The 16195-nt window shown below is 55.0% G+C and carries 16 protein-coding genes; 10 read left to right on the top strand and 6 right to left on the bottom strand.

Annotated features, from left to right (window positions below):
* Window positions 1–35 precede the first annotated feature (35 nt).
* From ACP15L_RS18280 to ACP15L_RS18250, 7 genes are all read left to right on the top strand, one after another.
* A complete protein-coding gene (locus tag ACP15L_RS18280; RefSeq protein ID WP_170377124.1) occupies window positions 36–1043 on the top strand; it encodes a TAXI family TRAP transporter solute-binding subunit in 1008 nt (335 codons plus the stop codon).
* A gap of 80 nt (window positions 1044–1123) precedes the next feature.
* Window positions 1124–3337 (top strand): TRAP transporter permease, encoded by a 2214-nt coding sequence (locus ACP15L_RS18275; RefSeq protein WP_425085271.1) that lies wholly within the window; start codon window positions 1124–1126, stop codon window positions 3335–3337.
* Between the two features lie 4 nt (window positions 3338–3341).
* Window positions 3342–4580, top strand: coding sequence for an NAD(P)/FAD-dependent oxidoreductase (locus tag ACP15L_RS18270; protein WP_425085270.1), 1239 nt, complete (start codon window positions 3342–3344; stop codon window positions 4578–4580).
* A gap of 28 nt (window positions 4581–4608) precedes the next feature.
* The gene (locus ACP15L_RS18265; protein WP_425085269.1) at window positions 4609–5349 is read left to right on the top strand and encodes an aspartate/glutamate racemase family protein; all 741 of its coding nucleotides are present in this window, start codon (window positions 4609–4611) and stop codon (window positions 5347–5349) included.
* Between the two features lie 37 nt (window positions 5350–5386).
* The gene (locus ACP15L_RS18260) at window positions 5387–6115 is read left to right on the top strand and encodes a TSUP family transporter (RefSeq protein WP_425085268.1); all 729 of its coding nucleotides are present in this window, start codon (window positions 5387–5389) and stop codon (window positions 6113–6115) included.
* A 16-nt stretch (window positions 6116–6131) separates the two neighbouring features.
* A complete protein-coding gene (locus ACP15L_RS18255; RefSeq protein WP_425085267.1) occupies window positions 6132–7148 on the top strand; it encodes a D-cysteine desulfhydrase family protein in 1017 nt (338 codons plus the stop codon).
* 353 nt (window positions 7149–7501) lie between these two features.
* Window positions 7502–7987 (top strand): DUF3124 domain-containing protein, encoded by a 486-nt coding sequence (locus ACP15L_RS18250; protein WP_425085266.1) that lies wholly within the window; start codon window positions 7502–7504, stop codon window positions 7985–7987.
* A gap of 284 nt (window positions 7988–8271) precedes the next feature.
* On the opposite strand, the gene ACP15L_RS18245 is transcribed toward ACP15L_RS18250, so the two are convergent.
* Window positions 8272–8919: a class I SAM-dependent methyltransferase gene (locus ACP15L_RS18245; RefSeq protein WP_425085265.1), complete on the bottom strand. Its 648-nt coding sequence runs from the start codon at window positions 8917–8919 to the stop codon at window positions 8272–8274.
* A 96-nt stretch (window positions 8920–9015) separates the two neighbouring features.
* Here ACP15L_RS18245 and ACP15L_RS18240 point away from each other — a divergent pair, with 96 nt between their 5' ends.
* From ACP15L_RS18240 to ACP15L_RS18230, 3 genes are all read left to right on the top strand, one after another.
* A complete protein-coding gene (locus ACP15L_RS18240) occupies window positions 9016–9915 on the top strand; it encodes a LysR family transcriptional regulator (protein ID WP_425085264.1) in 900 nt (299 codons plus the stop codon).
* A 16-nt stretch (window positions 9916–9931) separates the two neighbouring features.
* The gene (locus ACP15L_RS18235; protein WP_425085263.1) at window positions 9932–10423 is read left to right on the top strand and encodes an AAA family ATPase; all 492 of its coding nucleotides are present in this window, start codon (window positions 9932–9934) and stop codon (window positions 10421–10423) included.
* A gap of 519 nt (window positions 10424–10942) precedes the next feature.
* The gene (locus tag ACP15L_RS18230) at window positions 10943–12919 is read left to right on the top strand and encodes a bifunctional 2',3'-cyclic-nucleotide 2'-phosphodiesterase/3'-nucleotidase (RefSeq protein ID WP_425085262.1); all 1977 of its coding nucleotides are present in this window, start codon (window positions 10943–10945) and stop codon (window positions 12917–12919) included.
* Between the two features lie 588 nt (window positions 12920–13507).
* Here ACP15L_RS18230 and ACP15L_RS18225 read toward each other — a convergent pair.
* From ACP15L_RS18225 to ACP15L_RS18205, 5 genes are read right to left on the bottom strand one after another with little or no spacing between them, the layout of a single operon-like run.
* Complete coding sequence (locus ACP15L_RS18225) at window positions 13508–14332, bottom strand: TonB family protein (RefSeq protein WP_425085261.1); 825 nt, start codon at window positions 14330–14332, stop codon at window positions 13508–13510.
* Window positions 14329–14724 (bottom strand): ExbD/TolR family protein, encoded by a 396-nt coding sequence (locus ACP15L_RS18220; RefSeq protein ID WP_425085260.1) that lies wholly within the window; start codon window positions 14722–14724, stop codon window positions 14329–14331. Before ACP15L_RS18220 ends, ACP15L_RS18225 begins: the two co-directional genes overlap by 4 nt.
* Window positions 14721–15092, bottom strand: coding sequence for a biopolymer transporter ExbD (locus ACP15L_RS18215; protein WP_425085259.1), 372 nt, complete (start codon window positions 15090–15092; stop codon window positions 14721–14723). Before ACP15L_RS18215 ends, ACP15L_RS18220 begins: the two co-directional genes overlap by 4 nt.
* On the bottom strand, window positions 15082–15747 hold the full coding sequence (locus ACP15L_RS18210) for a MotA/TolQ/ExbB proton channel family protein (RefSeq protein WP_425085258.1): 666 nt from the start codon (window positions 15745–15747) through the stop codon (window positions 15082–15084). Before ACP15L_RS18210 ends, ACP15L_RS18215 begins: the two co-directional genes overlap by 11 nt.
* A 4-nt stretch (window positions 15748–15751) precedes the next feature.
* Complete coding sequence (locus tag ACP15L_RS18205; protein WP_425085257.1) at window positions 15752–16189, bottom strand: hypothetical protein; 438 nt, start codon at window positions 16187–16189, stop codon at window positions 15752–15754.
* Between the last annotated feature and the right edge of the window lie 6 nt (window positions 16190–16195).

Here is a 16195-nt window from a genome sequence, read left to right as displayed (position 1 = left end):
GAACCGAATCCGACGATCCAACAAGGGAGATGATGATGAAATTTGTGAAATGTTTGACGGGACTGGCCCTGGCAGGCGCACTTGCCGCCCCGGCACTGGCACAGGACCCAACTTTTTTCCGCATCGGCACAGGCGGCGCAGGCGGAACTTACTTCCCCATCGGTGGCACCATCGCAAACGGTATCTCCGCCCCTCCGGGTTCGCGCCCCTGCGAAGAAGGCGGCCAATGCGGCGTACCGGGGCTGATTGCTATCGCTCAATCCACCACCGCGTCGGTGTTCAACAACGCCGCCGTTCAGAACGGAGAGCTTGAGGCCGGTCTGGCCGCAGCCGACGTTACCCGCTCGATGTATCTGGGTGAGGGTAAGTTCGAGGGCAAACCTCATCCCAATCTTCGCATTGTCGCCAACCTGTTCCCCGAAGACCTCCACTTGGTTCTGCCCGCCGGTGAGACAATCAACGATCTGAGCGATCTTGAAGGCAAGCGCGTCGGTATCGCGCAAGCCGGTTCTGGTACACAGGTTGCCGTGCTGCAGATGCTGGATGCTTGGGGCGTCAACCGTGACAACATGGATGAGGCCGAGCTGAACAACAGCCAAAGCGCCGAGCGTCTGGCTGACGGTCAGCTAGATGCCTATTTCTACGCAGCAGGCTGGCCCGTAGCTGCGATGGTTCAGCTGTCGTCAACCAAGGGCATGAATCTGCATTCCTTCAGCGACGAAGACATGGCGAAGATCAATGAGATCATCCCGGCATACATCCCCTCGGCCATCCCGGGTGGCGTTTACGAAGGTATCGACGGTGAAACCAAAACCCCGGCGGTCAGCGCGATGCTGGTAGTATCTTCGGAATTGTCCGACGAACTGGTCTACGGCCTGACCAAGGCGCTGTGGAACGACAATACCCGCAAGCTGCTGGACAATGGTCACGCCAAAGGCAAGCAGATCACTCCCGATACGGCGCTGGATGGCGTCGAGGCGCTGGGTGTACCCCTGCATCCTGGGGCCGAGAAATTCTACAAAGAAGCTGGTCTGCTTCAGTAACCGTACCTTACTGACACCTGTCGTCGGTGCCCCTGCGCGGGGCACCGCACTCTGGAATTATGCGAAATCGGGGGGCCATCATGTCCGAGACCCAGAAACTTGATGACCACGAATTGACGGCCGAGGAACTGGCCGCCATCGAAGAACAGTTCGACGAAGGTGCCGCCGTCCGGCAGGTCACGCCCGCCGCGGGCAAGGTGCTGCGCGTTGTTGCCCTGATCCTTGCGTTCTACGAATTCTTCACGGCCGGTTTTGGCCTGCCCGCCGACCATTGGCACATGGGTATCTATCTGGCCCTGCTGTTCATTCTGGTCTACGCGACAATTCCGATAATCGGCTCCAAAAACCTCTATGCGCTCAAGGTCAGCCGGTTCCGTATCGGCAACATCCCTCTGTACGACTTGGTTTTTATGGCGCTGGGGATCATCGGAGCGCTGTATGTTGGGGTCGCATGGCGCGGCATTCCGTTTCTGGGGATCGAGGAACAGACGTTCCGAATGGGCAACCCGAACACCTATGACGTGGTTTTGGGCGTAGTCATCATCCTGCTGGTTTTGGACATCGCACGCCGCACGCTGGGTTGGGTGCTGCCACTGATCATCTGTGTATTTATCTCATACGCCCTGTTGGGACCGTATTTCCCCGGCTTGCTGCAGCATCCCGGCGTGAACTTCAAAACTTTCGTATCGTCTATGTATTTCCCGCAGGAAGGCATCTATGGCGTCACACTCTGGGTCGTCTCGACCATCGTGTTCCATTTCGTCCTGTTCGGCGTGATCGCGCAGCGCACCGGATTGGGGCAACTCTTCATCGACAACGCAACCATTTTGGCGGGCCGCTATACCGGTGGGCCGGCAAAAGTGTCGGTGGTATCCTCGGCGTTCTTCGGCACGATCTCGGGCTCTTCGGTGGCCAACACCGTTTCGACCGGCGCGCTGACCATTCCCAACATGAAGCGCCTTGGGTACCCCGGCCATTTTGCGGGCGGCGTCGAAGCCGCATCGTCAGCCGGAGGGCAAATCACGCCGCCAATCATGGGGGCAGCGGCCTTCATCATGGCCGAGTTTCTTGAGGTGCCCTACACAACCATTGTCATCGCTGCGATCTTCCCCGCAATCCTTCACTATGTCGGGGTCTTCGCGGTGGTGCACCTGATGGCACGCAAGCTGAACCTGCAAGGCTTGGCGAAAGAGCAACTGCCGCAACTCAAGGCCGTCTGGGCCGAAGGTTGGGCCAACATCGTGCCTCTGATCGGTCTGCTTGTCGTGCTGTTCACAGGATATACGCCGTTCATGTCCGCCTTCTGTGGCATTTCTCTGGCAGTGATCGCAGGCATGTCGCGCATCAAACAACCGCCCACGCTGATTTATGCTGCGGCGTTCCTAGCCTTCGTGCTGTGGAAATTCTCGGATGGCGGGTTCGATCTGACTATGACAGCGATCCTGTGTGCCTTGTCGGTGATCGCCACGTTGAACCCGCAGAAACGCATCGAAGTACCCGAGATGCTGCAAGCGGTTGAGCTGGGTGTGAAATACTCGCTGGCCGTGGGCGCCGCTGCTGCCGCCGTCGGCATTGTCGTCGGTGTTATCAACACAACTGGCATTGGCTTTCGTATCGGCTTCATGGTCACTCAGGGCGCAGGCAATCTGGCCGCTGACCTGTACAACATGATCTCGTTTGGCAGCTGGCAGCTGTTTGCGATGGAAGACCTGCAACTGTTCATCTCGCTGGTCTTCATTGCCATTGTTTGCATCCTGATGGGCGCGGGCATCCCCACCACCGCGCTCTACATCATGCTGGTATCAGTCGCACAGCCCGCGCTGGCGCAGCTGGGTGTCCCGCCGATCGCAAGCCACCTGTTCGTACTCTACTACGGTGTTGTGTCCGAGATCACGCCACCCGTCTGCACTTCGGCCTATGCGGCGGCGGCCATTGCGAACTCCAACCCGTTCCGAACTGGTCTCTCTGCCTTTACCCTTGGGTTGGGCAAGGTGATCGCGCCAATGGCCTTCGTTTATGCGCCTGTCCTTTTGTTCGTGTCCTCAACCGGGTTCAACCTGTGGGAGTTCACCTACACCGCCACGAGTTGTATCGCCGGGGTCATCGCCCTGTCCGCAGCTGTGGTCGGATACTGGCTGAAACCGCTGAACATCGCGTCGCGTATCCTGATGGCCATCGCGGGGGTGATCTTTGTTGCGCCCAGCCTGACGGCTGACCTGATAGCGCTTGCTGTCGCGGCGCCGGTCATTGTCTCCCAACTGATCGCGCGCAATCGCAGCCATTCCCCGGCTTGATGCGATGACAGAGCAAGTGACCATCATCGGCGCAGGGATCGTCGGCATTTGTTGCGCGCTGTCGCTGCAAGAACGGGGCATACCGGTCCGAATTATCGACCGGAGCGACCCCGGGCAGGAAACCTCGTTCGGCAACGCGGGGGTTGTGTCGCCCTGGTCGATCATTCCGCAGGCCGTTCCGGGGATTTGGAAAAAGCTACCCCAAATGCTGTTGGACCCGAAAAGCGCGCTTTCGGTACGGACGTCCTTCTGGCCGAAGATGATCCCATGGGGGCTGCGCTTTCTGGGCAAGTCTGGCGAGAAGACGGTTCGTGAAGTCTCGGATGCGATGGAGATTTTGTGTCGCCCCTCCATTGATCTGTACCGTCGGCACCTGCAGGGCACGGGCCACGAAGCGCTGATCGTGGACAGTTACTACATCCACGCGTTCCGCAACCCTGAACAAGCCAACCTTGATGATCTTGGCTATCTGATCCGCCAGGAAAAAGGCGGTGAATTGGAGCGGGTCGACGGCGCTGAATTGCGGCGCTTGGAACCAGCTCTGTCAAAAGACCTCAAGGCAGCGATTGTGATCAAAGGTCAGGCCCGCGCAACGTCTCCCGGGCGTTTGGGCGCTGTATTGGCCGAAAAAGCACGTGCGCAAGGTGCTGAGTTTGTGCGGTCCGAAGTCACCAAGCTGAGCCACACCGAAGACGGCATTTGGCAGCTTGCCACGTCACATGACACGCTGCACGCGCGCAATGTTGTCCTCGCGGCCGGAGTGTGGTCTGCCGGCCTGCTCAAACCCCTTGGCATACCTGTGCCGTTGGTGGCCGAACGGGGTTACCACGTTGAATTCCCGGCCCCTTCGGCAGTGCTGAACAACTCGGTCATGGATGTGGACGCAAAGGTCGTCGCAAGTTCGATGCAGGGCGGCCTTAGGGTTGCCGGTACGGCCGAGTTTGGCAGCGTCGATGCGCCAGCGGATCCGCGCAAGGAAAAGATACTGACCGATCAGGCAAAATCTTTGGTGTCGGACCTCGATACTGGCGCGGCAAAGTTCTGGATGGGCCGACGCCCCTCTTTTCCCGATAGCCTGCCAGCGATTGGGCCGCTGAACGGAAAGGACGGGCTTTTTACCGCGTTCGGCCATTCTCATTACGGGCTGATGATGGCGCCAAAGACCGGAGAGCTTGTGGCAGATCTGGTGTCCGGACGCAGCCCGAATATCAACCTAGACCCGTTCTCGCTGGCCCGTTTCTAAATCCCCTATTCGAAAGGACCTGAGCACCATGCCAATTTACAAAGGTGGCCAAAACATCTGCGGGGCTTCGATCGGGGTTTTGTGCCTTGAAAGCTATTTCCCCAAACCGCCCGGGCACATCAAGAATCCGTCCAGCATTCCGTTTCCCGTTCTTTACGAAATGATCGAGGGCATCACCGTACCGACCCTGCTAAACAACCCGACACCCGAGCTATTGGCACCCTTTATCAAGGGCGCGCAACGGCTTGAGGCCGAGGGCGTTCGGGCAATCACGGGAAGCTGTGGATTTCTGGCTCTGTTTCAAAAGGAATTGGCTGCGGCGGTTTCCGTTCCCGTCTTTGCATCCAGCTTGATACAGGTTCCTCTGGCCTTTCACATGACCGGGGCGAATGCGCCGGTGGGCGTGTTGACCGCGGATGCATCCGCTCTGACGCCGAAGCATTTCGAAGGTGTCGGCGCTGCGGGCATTCCCGTCGCGGTACAAGGGCTAGAGGACACCAGCGAATTCGCTGAGGTGATCCTGCGAAACACGCGCACCCGTATGGACACCGACCTCATTGAGGCTGAAGTCCTTGAGGCGGCGCGGCGACTTAAACGGCAAGCGCCGGACATACGGTCGCTTGTGTTGGAGTGTACCGATCTGCCGCCTTATGCGGCGCGCCTTCAGGACGAGTTGCAACTTCCCGTCTTCGATTTGACGACACTGGCGCAGATGGCGCATACCGTTGCGACGCGCAATTCCTATGTTGGCATCATGCCTTGGACGTAAAGAAACAGCAGTATCGCGCGGGACTTGGAGGATTTTAGTGTCCGTCGACCTAACCATCCTGATGGTTGCCATCGGCCTTGGCGCAATGCTGCAAGTCGGCGTCGGCATCGGGTTTAGCATCCTTGCCGGACCGCCGATGATGATCCTGCTTGGTACATCAACGGCTGTTCCAATACTGCTGCTGTTGAATACTGTCGTTTCAGCGGTCGCGACAGACCGACAGGTGCTGAAGGCCGACCGACAAACCATTCGCACGGCAATTATCGGATGTCTCCTCGGAGTGGTCGCGGGCCTTGTCGTATACCCCTGGCTAAGCGAGGCGTTTGTCCTTGCCCTAACAGCCAGCCTGTTGCTGATCGGGCTTGTGACGACCTTGCTGCCCCTGCGCCGCTCAATTGGAACAGCAGGGTTTTCGACCGTTTCCGGCTTGTCCGGGCTGGCGACTGTTTGGGCAGCGACGCCCGGCCCGCTAATGGTTTTTGGATTGATTGCGAAAGGCCGCCCTGCCAAAGAAGTTGCCAAGTTGGTTCAACCCATTGCGCTGGTGGCATACGGCATCGCATTCCTGTTGCATAGCCTGTCCGAGACTCAAGCCTTCGCTTATGGCCCGCAGCTATGGGGCTTCGTGGCGCTCACGTTGATCGGCAGTTTTTTTGGTCGTGCAATGGGGCCACATTTACCGCAGACCTTGGTCACAACGGCGATCCGCGTGGTATCTCTGATGGCCTGCGGCGTTCTCTTTCATCGCGCATTTGCGATCGCGTAAACTCGAAGGGCAGACGATGACACAAGACAACAAACTGGACAGATTTCCGCGGGCCCAATTCATGTCAGGCCCAACCCCATTGGAGCGGCTGGACAGGTTGTCTTCGGAATTGGGCATCGACCTCTGGCTGAAACGCGATGACCTCACCGGGCTTGGGTTTGGCGGAAACAAAACGCGTCAGCTTGAATTCTATTTCGGTGATGCCCTGCAGAAAGGTGCGGATACTATTCTGATCACCGGCGCAGTTCAGTCAAACTTTGTTCGGTCTGCTGCAGCCGCCGCAGCAAAACTGGGCATGCAATCCGTCCTGCAACTGGAAGAGCGTGTGTCCGATATGGGCAAGGCGTATTACAGCTCTGGGAATGTTTTGTTGGCACAAATTCTGGGTGCCGAACACATGACCTACCCCGAAGGCGAGGACGAAGTCGGTGCGGACGCCGCGTTGCACGCTCGCGCCGACGAGTTGAAGGCGCAAGGGCGCAAACCTTATGTCATTCATCTGGGACTAAACCACCCGCCTTTGGGTGCTTTGGGCTACTTCGTCGCTGGGCAAGAATTGTGTCAGCAGATGCCTGATGTCGATGCGATTGTCGTACCCTCAGGTAGTGGAGCCACACATGGAGGCTTGTTGACTGGAGTAGCCTTGGAAGAAAACACCGCTTCTGTGTTTGGTGTCTGCGTACGCCGGGATAGCGAAAAGCAAATGGCCCGCATGAAAACCGTTCTCCAGAAACTGGCGGATTTGTTGGATATCGACGCAGCACCGTTGCATGACAGGCTTAACGTCATGGACGAAGCGCTGCCTCCCGGCTACGGGAAACTCAGTGGAGGCACGCGGGCTGCATTGGACAAGATGGCTCGTACCGAAGGAATATTCCTTGATCCCGTCTATACCGCGAAAACCTTCGCAGGGTTGTTGCATTTGGTAAGCGAAGGGAAAATCCAACCCGGACAGAAAGTCGTCATGGTGCACACGGGTGGGTTGCCTGCACTCTTTGGGTACCAAAACGAGTTGGCAAGCGACCTATCCTAAATCTGCCAATACCCCGCAAAAAAACTCCCCATACTGGGAAAACAGAATACATGACCATTACCCGGATCGAACCCGCATTCTTCCAAAGCCTTTAGCGGGGTTGGTTTTTCGCCGCCAGAACACCCTGTCAGCAGAACAAAATTACGAGTCAAATCAATTCCATTTCCGTGCCTCGCTGTCAGTCAATTAACTTGATGCTACGATGCTTATAACCACAGCAAGAGCTTAATCGCGGACCTCATCCGCAAGACCCGCAGATGACAGGACGGGGGACAAAGCAGACATATTCTTGCGCCGAATCTTGTCATCCGTATGCTCATTTTGACAACAGAAGAAACGGAGCATTCGCCTACATGAAGTTTTTCTCCCGCAAAACTTTTTGGTCATTCTCAATGGTTTTGGCTTCGTTGATGAACGTACCAAGCCTTTCATTCGCACAGGTTTCGGAGAATGTAACCTCTCAAGTCATTTATGTTCCTTCTTACTCGCGAGTTTTTACGCAGGAGGGCCGCAGCGAGCCGCTCGCGTCTACCCTTGTTGTGCACAACATTAGTGTTCAATCAGAGATCAAAGTTGAGCGTGTCGATTATTACGACAGAGCGGGGCAGCTTCTGGAAACTCTCATAAATGAGCCCGTTCAACTGATGCCATTTGGGTCGATCAATGCGCTAATACCTATTGGTAGCGTCGGAGATGGGATTGGCGCGAACTTCGTCGTCACCTGGTCGGCAGAAGTGCCAGTACAGCCCCCCATCGTTGAAGCAATCATGGTCGGCGGAAGCGGCACTCAAGGAATCTCGTTTACCAGTCGAGGTCAAGTTTTGTCACAAGAACCTTAGCACCCATCACTATTTTTATTTCGATATAACCAACTCGATCATCGCGCCAATACTTAGTCCTATCTGGTTTTTTGATTACCACAGCAACAGGAGCCCACTTTGGGCTCATAGCCAACCCTAGCTGCCATGCGTTCGGATGGTAGCAGGGCGGACAAAACGGCCTTTCGCAATATTACTCTTTAAGTAGAAGTAGACCAAAGTAACTCCGTTCATTCCCGTAGGAAAATATCGCGCAATGTGACGCAAAGATCGTTTCAACGGATGCCACTGAACGAACTAAAACTTCAAGATTTTTGCGCAACAATATAGCGGCTTTGGAGCATTGAGGCTTGATCAGACGTATAGAGGATATCGAAGCCTGCGGACGCAATTTTACTTTCAAGCACTGATCCAGACACAAAATGCACAAATGGGGCTTTCCCAAGAGCCTGCAGGATTGGGATCGCGACCCGGCTGATCATCGCATACTTAAAACCACCGTTCTCAGGTGCGCAAACGGTTTTGGATATGAAAAACCCACCGGGTTTTGTAAGTGCGGAAATGTGCTCAAGCGCTTGGTCCAAATCGGGCAGGAGATGAAGTAAATTGTGCGCCAGGACCGCATCGTAAGACCCTTCGTCAAGACCGTGCTCAAGAACTTCGGCCACCTTGAAAGTGACATTCTCCAATCCTTCTTTCGCCCGCTTCTCATCGGCAATCTCGATCATGCCCGGAGCGAGATCCGTCGCGGTGATATGGGCAACATGCGGTGCAAGCAGCAGCGCTGTTGAACCCGTCCCGCACCCGATTTCCAGTACGTTGTCGTCTGCTTTCAGGTACGACTTCGTAAGCTCAAGTGTTTTCAGATACCCTTCCATATTGCGGATTGGGTCTGCCGCGTACTTTCGCGAGATTTTGCTCCAGAACGCGGCATCCTTGGACAAAGCAGTCATTTCATTACTCTCTTACAAGATTGTTGCCGTATCCTTTACGTCCAAACAATCATTTATGGAATTGCTACAATCCGCAGAAATGTTATGCATAAATGCATGAATTGGAAAGCTATAAACTTCGACTGGAATCAGGTACGGTCCTTTCTTGCGACAGCCGAAGAAGGCTCATTTTCCGCAGCGGCGCGCGTTCTTGAGCAAACTCAACCCACTGTCGGCCGTCAAGTTGCTGCACTGGAAACTGCGCTTGGCATCACCCTGTTTGAAAGAGTCGGCAAGTCGCTAGAGTTGACGACAGCTGGCGCCGAGCTTTTGTTGCATGTCAGAGAAATGGCGGATGTGGCAAACAGGATTTCTCTTACTGCGACAAGCCAGTCGCAAGCTGTTGAAGGGCAAGTCAGGATTACTGCATCCGATGTGATGTCTGCCTACCAGCTGCCACCGATACTGAAAAAGATTCGACTTGCAGCACCTCGACTAGAGATAGACATCGTTGCTGCAAATGACATACGAGACATACAGCGACGTGAGGCTGATATCGCGATCCGACATGTACGCCCAACTCAGCCGGATCTGACAGCAAAGCTTGTCGCCGAGGCCAGCGCCCATTTTTACGCGGCACCTTCGTATCTTGATCAGGTCGGACGGCCTAAAAATGAAAATGAACTTGCGAAATTGGACTTTGTCGGGTTCGGGGACATCGACACGATGATCGGCTTTCTCGATCCGGCGGGCATTCAGGTCACCCGAAAAAGCTTCAGGATTGGCTCACAAAGCGGGATAGTATCCTGGGAATTGGTGCGCCAAGGGTTTGGCATAAGTGTAATGTCGGATGATGTGGCTGCCTTAACGCCAGGTGTGGAGCGCGTGCTTCCCGACCGCGAGCCGTTTAAGTTCCCGATTTGGCTGGCGACGCACTCCGAATTACATACCGCACGAAGGATCAGGTTGGTGTTTGATCAACTGGCGGACCAACTTAGCGCAGGGACCATCAGGTAATCCGAGAGTTCGCTTTATGTCACAGGCTGTTCCAACGCTTCACTTGCTATGCGGCAAAGTCGCTTCTGGGAAATCAACTCTTGCAGCGGAACTCGCGGAAAGAGACGCGGCCGTGCTCATTTCAGAAGATGAGTGGCTTAGCGCCCTGTTTGGCGATCAGATGAAGTCCCTTCAGGACTATGTGAATTGCGCTTTGAAACTGCGCCCGGTCATGGGGAGTCACGTGGCTTCTTTGCTGAAGGCTGGCGTTTCCGTCGTTCTCGATTTTCCAGCGAACACAATTGAAAATAGGGCTTGGATGCGCGACCTGCTGGAAGGCGCAGCTGCGCAGCACCACCTTCACTTTTTGGATGTGTCAGATGAGGTTTGTCTGCTCCGGCTGCACGAGCGCAACAAAGAAGGCGCTCATGCCTTTGCAGCAACGGAAGATCAATATCGCCGAATTGCGCGGCATTTCGTGCCACCATCACCCGAAGAAGGTTTCAACATCATAACTCACCGTCAGTAGCGCCAGAAATTCAAAGTGTCGCGGCGGCTCCAAACATTGTTCCGCCTCCTGCTCTGGATCGACGGATGGCGAATGCTCACGGACAACTTTCACGGGGTCTTAAGCCCGGATTTCGCACGATAATTGGAGGCGCATGCCAGTGAGTCCTTCATGGGTCAAGGCGGTGGCAAGACCGGCAATGTCGCTTACGCCGACTATCGGTTAACGTACGTCACTGGCGGGCCTGGGCAACGCACCGTCCAGAACAGGCTCCTGCGATCCCCTTCAGAATAGTTTTGCGCCGTCAATGATGCACGGACAATGGTACGAAGCACCGAGCAAGTTACACATAAGTTATCAAAACACTTCTGGCTTGATTTCACCTCAGACAATCACTGAGCAACTTCTCGGGAGTAGGTGCATGGTGCTTGTCCAAACCCCCTGAAATAAGTCTGCAAAATGTGGTAGGAAAAACTGTCATAAGATCGTTATGCAAAAGCGGCAACAATTCTCGTTGCAAGCCAATTCGAAAGGTCACCCATGTCATTTTCCAGCCGCTCGTCAATTTCGCGTCGCCAATTTCTTGCAACAACTGCCGGAGCAGCGGCTATAACCCTACATCCTTTTTCAGTTTTGGCTGCCACCAACCAAGCGCATTTGCGCATTATGGAAACAACGGACATCCATGTTCATGTGTTCCCCTATGACTACTATGCTGACAAACCCCGTGACACCGTGGGCTTGTCCCGTACGGCCTCAATCATCAACGAAATTCGTTCTGAGGCGACGAACTCGATCTTGGTCGACAATGGTGACTTTCTTCAAGGGAACCCAATGGGCGACTACATCGCCTATGAGCGTGGCATGAAAGAAGGAGACGCCCACCCGATTATCACCGCGTTCAACACGATTGGCTATGATGCCGCCACTTTGGGCAATCACGAATTCAACTACGGACTGGATTTTCTGGAAAAATCACTCGCGGGCGCGGAGTTCCCGGTCGTTTTGGCTAACGTTTCAAAGGCACAAGGCGCAACTCCACGTGACGACAAAACGCTGATCAAACCTTACGCAATCATCGACCGTGAAATCGAAACGGGCGACGGGACCAAGCACTCAATCAAAATCGGCGTAATTGGCTTTACACCGCCGCAGATCATGAACTGGGATCGAAAGTACCTGGAAGGCAATGTTCAAGCCCGCGATATCGTCGAAACCGCGCGGGCATACGTGCCAGAGATGAAAGAACAAGGGTGTGACCTAGTCATCGCCCTTTCACATTCTGGTATCGGCGACGCCAATCATATCGACGGTATGGAAAACGCATCCGTCGTTTTGGCGGGTGTTGACGGGATCGACGCGTTGGTCACGGGCCACAATCACCTTGTTTTCCCCTCGCCGACATTTTCGGACCGACCCGGTATCGATGTCGAAAAGGGCACCCTGATGGGCAAACCTGCTGTAATGGGCGGCTTCTGGGGCTCACATCTTGGTTTGCTAGATCTGTTGCTGGAAAGGGACGGAAATGAGTGGCGCGTTATTACAACGACGTCAGAGGCCCGCGCGATTTCTCAACGCAATGAAGACCGTTCAATCACCGCTTTGGTCGGAGACGATCGGAAGGTTCTCGACTCGGTTGCGAAGGATCACGACGAAACGCTCGCCTATGTCCGTCGCGCAGTTGGAAAGACATCTGCTCCGTTGCATAGTTATTTCGCGCTTGTTGCTGACGATCCGTCTGTACAGATCGTTTCAATCGCACAGAAATGGTATGTCGAAGAAATGCTGAAAGGTACCGAGCACGCTGGTTTACCGATCCTATCAGCGGCAGCGCCGTTCAAGGCGGGTGGTCGCGGAGGCCCCGACTACTACACCGACGTCCCGGTCGGGGACGTTGCTATTAAAAACGTGGCTGATCTGTATCTCTATCCAAATACGGTGCGCGCGGTGCGCGTGAACGGTGTTCAGCTGCGTGGTTGGCTGGAGCGTTCGGCCGGAATGTTCAACAAGATCGAGCCAGGCTCAGAGGACGCGGTTCTACTGAACCCAGAGTTTCCATCTTACAATTTCGATGTAATGGATGGTGTGACATACCAGATCGACCTTTCACAACCGTCGCGCTTTGGACCAAAGGGCGAAGAGGTGAATCCCGACGCAGCCAGAATTGTGAATTTGTCCTTCCAAGGTAAACCGGTCACTGATGACATGGAGTTCATTATCGCCACCAACAATTATCGTGCATCGGGCGGAGGTTCATTCCCCGGCGCACTGGGTGATACAATTGTATTCGAGGCCCCGGACACCAATCGCGACGTCATTGTGCGCTATATTGTTGAACAGGGAACGATCAACCCAAAAGCGGACGCCAATTGGTCTTTTGCACCTCTTGAGAACACAACCGTGCTTTTCGAGACCGGTCCTAAGGCCCGAGACTACATTGGCGAAGTCAAAGGCGTTTCAATCGAAGACGCCGGAGATGGCACAGACGGTTTCGCAGCTTTCCGCATCAAGCTCTAGTACAATCTCATTTGCTTACTTTCAAAAATCTGGGGGTCACCTAAAGCAGCTATCATCGCGCTTATGCTGACCGCCCGCCTGCGATGCTTAAACTCTATAAGTATTTATAAAAAATACTGATTTTGGATCCTTGCGAACCATTGAGCAGGCGCAGCATAAGCCCCTGCCCTGCTTTCCCACCACCTATCAACGGCCCAAACTAGATTCTCAACGGCCTGACTAGAAACTGCGGTCGCAATTTGCTTTCCCGACATTCGATGCAGAAGCTAAATGTGTAGTGGGTTAAACCTACGCGCAGCGGACTAAAACCACCGTTAAAACTTGCTGGCAAATCGGCCGCTTCAATCGAAACAAAAAACTCCACGGATTCACGTGATCGTTCGCTGTAATTGCAAAAGGATTGAGCAAAAAGGATGACGCGAAACTAAGCTCGCAAAACTCCCCTGTCGGAAACGTCAGAACGGCTGCTGCGTAGTCTATCTAACGCGTGCTGTGGGGCATTTTGAAATTACCGTTCACACTCGCGGTGTCGCGATCTGGTGCTGATCTCATGGTACTCAGAAACCTTCCGGCCTCGTGCATTCACCTCTACTTGCTCAAAATTTCTATAGTGTATTCTCGACGGGCCCCGGCAGGCGGAATTGGAAAAGGTGCAGCCGCGCGCACCTGTGACAAGGCGATCCGATCCAAACGCTTTGAACCTGAACTGCGGGCAATGTTGGCCGATGCCAAAGCTCCGCTGTCAGCGATGCGAAACGTCACTAGAACCACACCGCGGATGTTCACGCTTTTGCGTCGCACACGAAGGATCTTGCGTTTGACCTTGCCCGCGTAGTTGCTTGCATCGGCATTGCCCTGGGCCGAGGTTGAACGGGCTGTCTTTTCTGCGGCGGCTTCTCCCTTGTTGGTTTCGCCCGTTGTACTGCCCTTTTTTCTAGCGCGTTCACCATTGCCTGCTTTTGCAGCGAGCTGGGCGACTTTCTTCTCCTCAAGTTCTGCGTTTTGCACGGGAGGCTTTGCAGTTTTGCGTTTGGGCTCAGCCTCAGGCTGTTCGGCTTGGGTCAATTCGGGCTGGCTTGCCTTTTGAGGCACCTTTAGCTTCAATGCTCCTTTCGCCGAAGGCGCGACCTGTTTTGCGATAGGTATTGCAGCCTTCGCTGTCTGCCGCTCGGGGTTTGCTTGTTTAATTGGTTGATCAGGCTCTACAGTCGTTTTCCGGGTCGAGGCCGGCGCAGATGCAATCGTTCCAGCAGTGAAATCCTTAAAGGACGTCCCGAGTGCCGCTGTGTCGACCGAGCCTCCACCTTCGATTTGCGTCAACGTTTGTGCGCCAAAGTCATGCAAAGCAAGACCGTGGGTGGCGGCGGCCAATACAATCGCAGATGCGGCTATGGCGCGGGATTTGGGGATCATTGCAGAGCCCTTTGTGTCACCACAAAGACCTTGTTTGCGCCCAAGGCACGAAGGGCATCACTAACCGCTTTCAGCCGCACCGCCGGAAGCGCGCGATCGGAAACCAAGCGTACTACTTCCAGCGGTAGGTCAATTGAAGCGCGTTCAACATAAGCTTCAACGTCCGTCAGCTCGGCCCCGAGATACTCGAGCACACCATCGGCACGGATGACGAGCGCATCTGGCGGCTCGCGCCCTTCAAGGTTCTGCGTTTCGACCAGTTGCACCGAGTTGCCAAGCGGTGGGGCAAGCGTACCCGCAATCATGAAGAAAACCAGCATCAGGAAGACGACGTTGATCAGAGCAATTGTGGGTTCTCGGGTTCGCCTCGCCTTTGGTTTCAGTTGCATCATCCGATCACCTGCGTCCGTAGGTGAGCCACGCCTTTCAAAGCCGTCAGCAGGTCAATCAGTTGTTGCGAAGTTGCGTTCTGGCCGAGACTGATCAGTGCCATTTGCTCCGAGGTCCCGTCGAAAAGCGCGGCAACGCTATCCAGGGTTACTACGGTCCCGTCGACCAGAAGACGACCCTGTTCAAGCTTCACAAAGCGGATCGGGATGTCTTGGTCTGAACCGCCTGCCGAAGCCGTTGAAAACTCGATCTCGCCGAATTTCGAGAAGGTTGAAGTAAGCATGAAAAACAGCAGCAGCAAAAAGATGACGTCGATCAACGAAGTCATCGACAGGCGCTTGCGCCGCTTGGCGCGGGTGTCAAGTGCCATGGGCAAGGGCTGCCTTTGGCATCCCGGTCGCTTTGCATTCTGCGGCGTGACCAGGTGCGAAAACGGTGCGTAGGGCACGGTTTGTAAAAATGCGCTCACGCGTCATGCGTGCCTCGAACCAAGTCAGCACAAGCGAAGTTGGCATGGCGACGGCTAATCCTGCAGCCGTTGTCAGCAAGGCAACCCAAATGCCACCTGCAAGCAGTGCAGGGTCTACCGAATTACCCGCTCCTTGCAGGGTCTGGAAGGCTTCGATCATGCCAAGAACGGTGCCGAACAAACCCAACAGTGGCGCAAGCTGAGACACCATGTCCAGCACGTTGAGGCCCCGTTCGAGCCCCGCAAATCGCGCTTCGGCCTCGGCATCGGCACGCTCGGACAGCGTGCTGCTATCACCACTGAACGACATGGCGATCACCGGGGCCAGATAGCTGCGGCTTTTGTCCAGATGCGCCACCGCAGCAACCCGGTCCCGGCGGTCCCAGGCTTCAATCGCCAAAGACAGCTCGATATGGCGACCGACGCCGGCGGCCGCGTATTGCCAAAGCTTGTAAATGACAAGCGACAGGGTTGCGACTGAGGTTACGATCAGGATCGCAACAACCGGCCCGCCGAGCGCAAGGATGTTTGTCAATTTCTGAATGATCACATCCATCGGCTTATCTAATCATCTCTGTTTCGAGGCGGCTTTTTACTTTCAAGTTCGACATGCACGCATTCTCCATCCCGCCTTGATGCGAACATTCCTGCGCGCCGTTGATCAGAATTCGAGTGATGTGGTTGCAGGTCATTCCATCGAACTGAAATTGGCGAACCCTAGGACGCCCTGCAGGTAGATCCTCGAAATCCAGAAGCGTCAGCAGAGCAACGCCACCTTCGGCGCCGAATAAGACCGTTTCGTAGACGGCGCTTTCGATATCAGCGTCATAGGTATTTTCGACCAAAAAGCTGAGCAGGCAATTTTGGTCTCGTTCTTCCGCAGAACTCAGCTCTACCGAAATGCCACCGGTTCCCTCGGCGAAGGCAAGCCCCGCACCCAGAATTGGGAGCAGGACCAGCAGGACCAACCGAGCATTTCTTTTCGCCGCTATTCGCATTATTGG

The organism is Ruegeria profundi, from assembly GCF_049800715.1.
Lineage (GTDB): Bacteria > Pseudomonadota > Alphaproteobacteria > Rhodobacterales > Rhodobacteraceae > Ruegeria > Ruegeria profundi_A.
The sequence above is the reverse complement of the archived record's forward strand: the minus strand, read 5'-3'. Positions and strand labels throughout refer to the sequence as shown.

Coding starts and splice junctions, on each gene's coding strand:
- ACP15L_RS18280 (WP_170377124.1), top strand. CDS start 36: ATGAAATTTGTGAAATGTTTGACGGGACTGGCCCTGGCAGGCGCACTT.
- ACP15L_RS18275 (WP_425085271.1), top strand. CDS start 1,124: ATGTCCGAGACCCAGAAACTTGATGACCACGAATTGACGGCCGAGGAA.
- ACP15L_RS18270 (WP_425085270.1), top strand. CDS start 3,342: ATGACAGAGCAAGTGACCATCATCGGCGCAGGGATCGTCGGCATTTGT.
- ACP15L_RS18265 (WP_425085269.1), top strand. CDS start 4,609: ATGCCAATTTACAAAGGTGGCCAAAACATCTGCGGGGCTTCGATCGGG.
- ACP15L_RS18255 (WP_425085267.1), top strand. CDS start 6,132: ATGACACAAGACAACAAACTGGACAGATTTCCGCGGGCCCAATTCATG.
- ACP15L_RS18250 (WP_425085266.1), top strand. CDS start 7,502: ATGAAGTTTTTCTCCCGCAAAACTTTTTGGTCATTCTCAATGGTTTTG.
- ACP15L_RS18245 (WP_425085265.1), bottom strand. CDS start 8,919: ATGACTGCTTTGTCCAAGGATGCCGCGTTCTGGAGCAAAATCTCGCGA.
- ACP15L_RS18240 (WP_425085264.1), top strand. CDS start 9,016: ATGAATTGGAAAGCTATAAACTTCGACTGGAATCAGGTACGGTCCTTT.
- ACP15L_RS18235 (WP_425085263.1), top strand. CDS start 9,932: ATGTCACAGGCTGTTCCAACGCTTCACTTGCTATGCGGCAAAGTCGCT.
- ACP15L_RS18230 (WP_425085262.1), top strand. CDS start 10,943: ATGTCATTTTCCAGCCGCTCGTCAATTTCGCGTCGCCAATTTCTTGCA.
- ACP15L_RS18225 (WP_425085261.1), bottom strand. CDS start 14,332: ATGATCCCCAAATCCCGCGCCATAGCCGCATCTGCGATTGTATTGGCC.
- ACP15L_RS18220 (WP_425085260.1), bottom strand. CDS start 14,724: ATGATGCAACTGAAACCAAAGGCGAGGCGAACCCGAGAACCCACAATT.
- ACP15L_RS18215 (WP_425085259.1), bottom strand. CDS start 15,092: ATGGCACTTGACACCCGCGCCAAGCGGCGCAAGCGCCTGTCGATGACT.
- ACP15L_RS18210 (WP_425085258.1), bottom strand. CDS start 15,747: ATGGATGTGATCATTCAGAAATTGACAAACATCCTTGCGCTCGGCGGG.
- ACP15L_RS18205 (WP_425085257.1), bottom strand. CDS start 16,189: ATGCGAATAGCGGCGAAAAGAAATGCTCGGTTGGTCCTGCTGGTCCTG.